Raw genomic sequence first — 3,097 nt, 5'->3', positions numbered from 1 at the left:
AGAAATAACTCAAAAGAAACAAGAAAAAAATGAAAGTAAAATAGTAGATAGACAAAAGGCATTAGAAAAAAGACGAGCAGAAATAAGAGAAAAATTGAGAGAAGAATATAAAAGAGAAGGATTATCACAGGAGGAAATAGAGAAGGAAGTAGAGTTAGGGTTATGTTTAATAGAGGATAAGGTAAACCTACTTGAAATTCCTAAAATTATTGAGGAGATAAAGAGAAAAATGAAGAATGAAACTTTATATCCTTTAGATCATGAAGATATGAGTATTTTTTATGTAGGAGTATCAAGAGATCCAAAAGCAATCCCAGTATTGATTGAAGTGTTAAAAAATTATAAAACTCCCAAAGCCCGAAGTACTGAGGCTCGAAGAGATGCTGCTGAAGCCTTAGGACGTATAGGAGATAAATCAGCTATTCCAGCTTTAATAGAAGCATTAGAAGATAGGGATATATTAGTACGGTCTGAAGTAGCCAGAGTATTAGTTGAATTGGGAGAGAAAACAAAACCATTACCTATCTTAATTAGTCTTGCTAAAGGAGAAAACATGGATGAATGGAGCATTGATTTATCAGGATATGGAAATTTTACAGATGATACGTTGAAGAGGAATATAAACAAAACTAAGAATTCAATACGTTATAGTGCATTAGGTAGTTTGGAAAGAATTGGTAATGAAAAGGCTATATTAGTGATAAAGGAGTTAAGTAAAGATGAAGACCAAAATATCCAGTATATAGCCAATAGAATATTGAAAAGATTAGGAATTGAAGGGAGTAAAAAATGAAAAAGATACATTTTATATTTATAACTTTCTCTGTTTGTTTGATGATTGTTACAAATGTATTAGGTTTTAATCGAAGTGAGGTATCTACTTATGGAGATAGTTATTGGGGACCAGACGAAGATGATTATAATGTCTGGGGATACAATAATGATGAGTTAGATAATCCTAATCATGATCCAGATTCATATTATAAAAATTATAATTCTTCAGGTGGAGATTGTGCAAATTTTGTTTCCCAATGTTTAATTGAAGGTGGTCTTGATTTAACTGCTGGTCCTGGATGCTATGGGAAAAGACATATTAATAATCAGTGGGTAGATGCTACTATTCCTTATTGTGATAATTTACATCAACACCTGGTCAATAGTCAAACATAGAAATTACTTGCAATTAAACATAGAATTTGGTATAATTTTCTACACAAAGGGCAATTTTTAAAGGATAAGGAGGTGTTTTAAATGTTTAAAAAAGTATTAGGGTTTTTAGTGGTTTTAAGTATGGTGATCGGAGGAGTTACAGTGTTACAATCTATGGGTGGTCAATCTGCTAAAGGGGAAGGTCAAGTGAAAGAAATAACTCAAAAGGAACAAGAAAAAAATGAAAGTAAAATAGTGTCTAAACAAAAAGCATTAGAAAAAAGACTGGCAGAAATAAGAGAAAATTTAAGAGAAAGATACAAAAGAGAAGGATTATCAGGAGAAGAATTAGAAAAACAAGTAGAGTTACATTTAAAGTTAATAAAAAAGAGGGTAAACCTTAATGCTGCTACTAAAAGTATTAAAAAAATAAAGGAAGGGATGAAAACTAACGCATTATGGTTAGAAGATGCAATTCTTGATTTAGGACGAACTATGGATCCAGAAGGTGTACCATTTTTAATAGATATACTGAAGAATTATGAGAAGAGTGATAGTGTGAGAGCTTGCGCTGCTTCTGCATTAGCAATAACAGGGGATAAATCAAGTATTCCTGCTTTAAAGGAATCTCTAAGAGATAAAAGTCCAAAAGTACAAATATCTTCAGCTCGGACACTGGCATATCTAGGAGAGAAAGAGCTATCTTTTACTGTGTTAGTTAAAGCAAAGGCTTTTGAAGTCTTTGTAGAAACTAATGATAAAAGAGCGATACCATTTATAAAAGAGGCCTTAGAGGATGAAAATGCATATGTAAGGGTAAGAGCATCATATTCACTAATAAGATTAGGTGAAGAGAAATCAATAGTATTCCCAGTTTTAATAGAGGCTTTAAATGATAGAGATAGATATTTACGAAGCTGTGCGTTAGGAGCATTAGCAAAAATTGGAGATGAAAAATCAATTTTTCTCATAAAAGGTGTGTTGAATCATAAAGATAGGAGTACCCGAGAATCTGCTTTAGAACACCTAGAGAGATTAGCGAAAGTAGGTAATAGAGAAGCAATTGTTGCATTAAAAGAATCTTTGGACAATGAAGATAGAATTATACGAAGTAGAGCTAAGGAAGCACTAAAGAGAATAGAGAAAGATGGATTAAAGGAGGATAAAAAGAGTGAATAAGTTTCCGCTTCAAATAAAAGTTAATCTTCAACAATGGATTTATCTGGGAGTTGTAATTATAGGAACAGTTTCTATTTTCGTATCAAATACATTTGCTTTTCATCGCTCAGATTCAGCGAGTTATGCTGATAGATGGTGGAGTAAGGATGACAGTGATGATGGAAGAAAATATAACCCCAATTATCATGACTATACAAATGAAGGAGGTGACTGTGCCAATTATGTCTCTCAATGCTTAAGAGATAACGATGCAGGAGGACTTAACCTCTCTGCGGGTCCTGGAGTTGACGATTGGGGATGTATTCCTCTATGTGAAAATCTTCACACACATCTTATTAACAATCAGTATGTTGAGTACAGTTTTATAAGCAATAATGGCTCACCACCTGATAACTTAACCACTGGTGATGTGATTATCTTTGGTGGATATAATCCAAATGATTCCTATGAACATGCAGTGATAGTAGTTGGAGGAAGTGGTAATTCTTGTATTGTTGATTCTCACACTACTGACCACCAGAATATTCGTTGGAACTATGGTTTTCCAAATTATTGGACAGAAGCGAGGTTTTATCATATTCCGGACGCCCGTGTAACTTCGACTACTCCAGATAACGAATCTACAGGTGCAGGAATAGATACAAATATTGTAATAAACTTCAGTAAGCCAATGGACATAACTTCTGTTGAGAACGCTTTTAGTATCTACCCTGATATTCAAGGAGAGTTTAGTTGGAGTAATAATAATAGAACTCTTACTTTTACTCCA

4 protein-coding genes are annotated in these 3,097 nt (G+C 33.3%); all 4 read left to right on the top strand.

The window, feature by feature from the left end:
- Positions 1 to 793: HEAT repeat domain-containing protein (locus AB1414_18070; GenBank protein MEW6609321.1), on the top strand; the 793-nt coding region annotated here is incomplete at its 5' end.
- Positions 790 to 1,170: an amidase domain-containing protein gene (locus tag AB1414_18065; protein MEW6609320.1), complete on the top strand. Its 381-nt coding sequence runs from the start codon at positions 790 to 792 to the stop codon at positions 1,168 to 1,170. The genes AB1414_18070 and AB1414_18065, both read left to right, overlap by 4 nt.
- 81 nt (positions 1,171 to 1,251) lie before the next feature.
- Positions 1,252 to 2,328, top strand: a complete 1,077-nt coding sequence (locus AB1414_18060; protein ID MEW6609319.1) for a HEAT repeat domain-containing protein — start codon at positions 1,252 to 1,254, stop codon at positions 2,326 to 2,328.
- Positions 2,321 to 3,097, top strand: a 777-nt coding sequence (locus tag AB1414_18055; protein MEW6609318.1) for an amidase domain-containing protein, incomplete at its 3' end; no start/stop codon positions are given. The genes AB1414_18060 and AB1414_18055, both read left to right, overlap by 8 nt.

The sequence above is a fragment of the bacterium genome (assembly GCA_040755795.1).
In the GTDB taxonomy this organism is placed as follows: domain Bacteria; phylum UBA9089; class CG2-30-40-21; order CG2-30-40-21; family SBAY01; genus JBFLXS01.
This window is presented reverse-complemented; position numbering and strand designations above follow the sequence as displayed.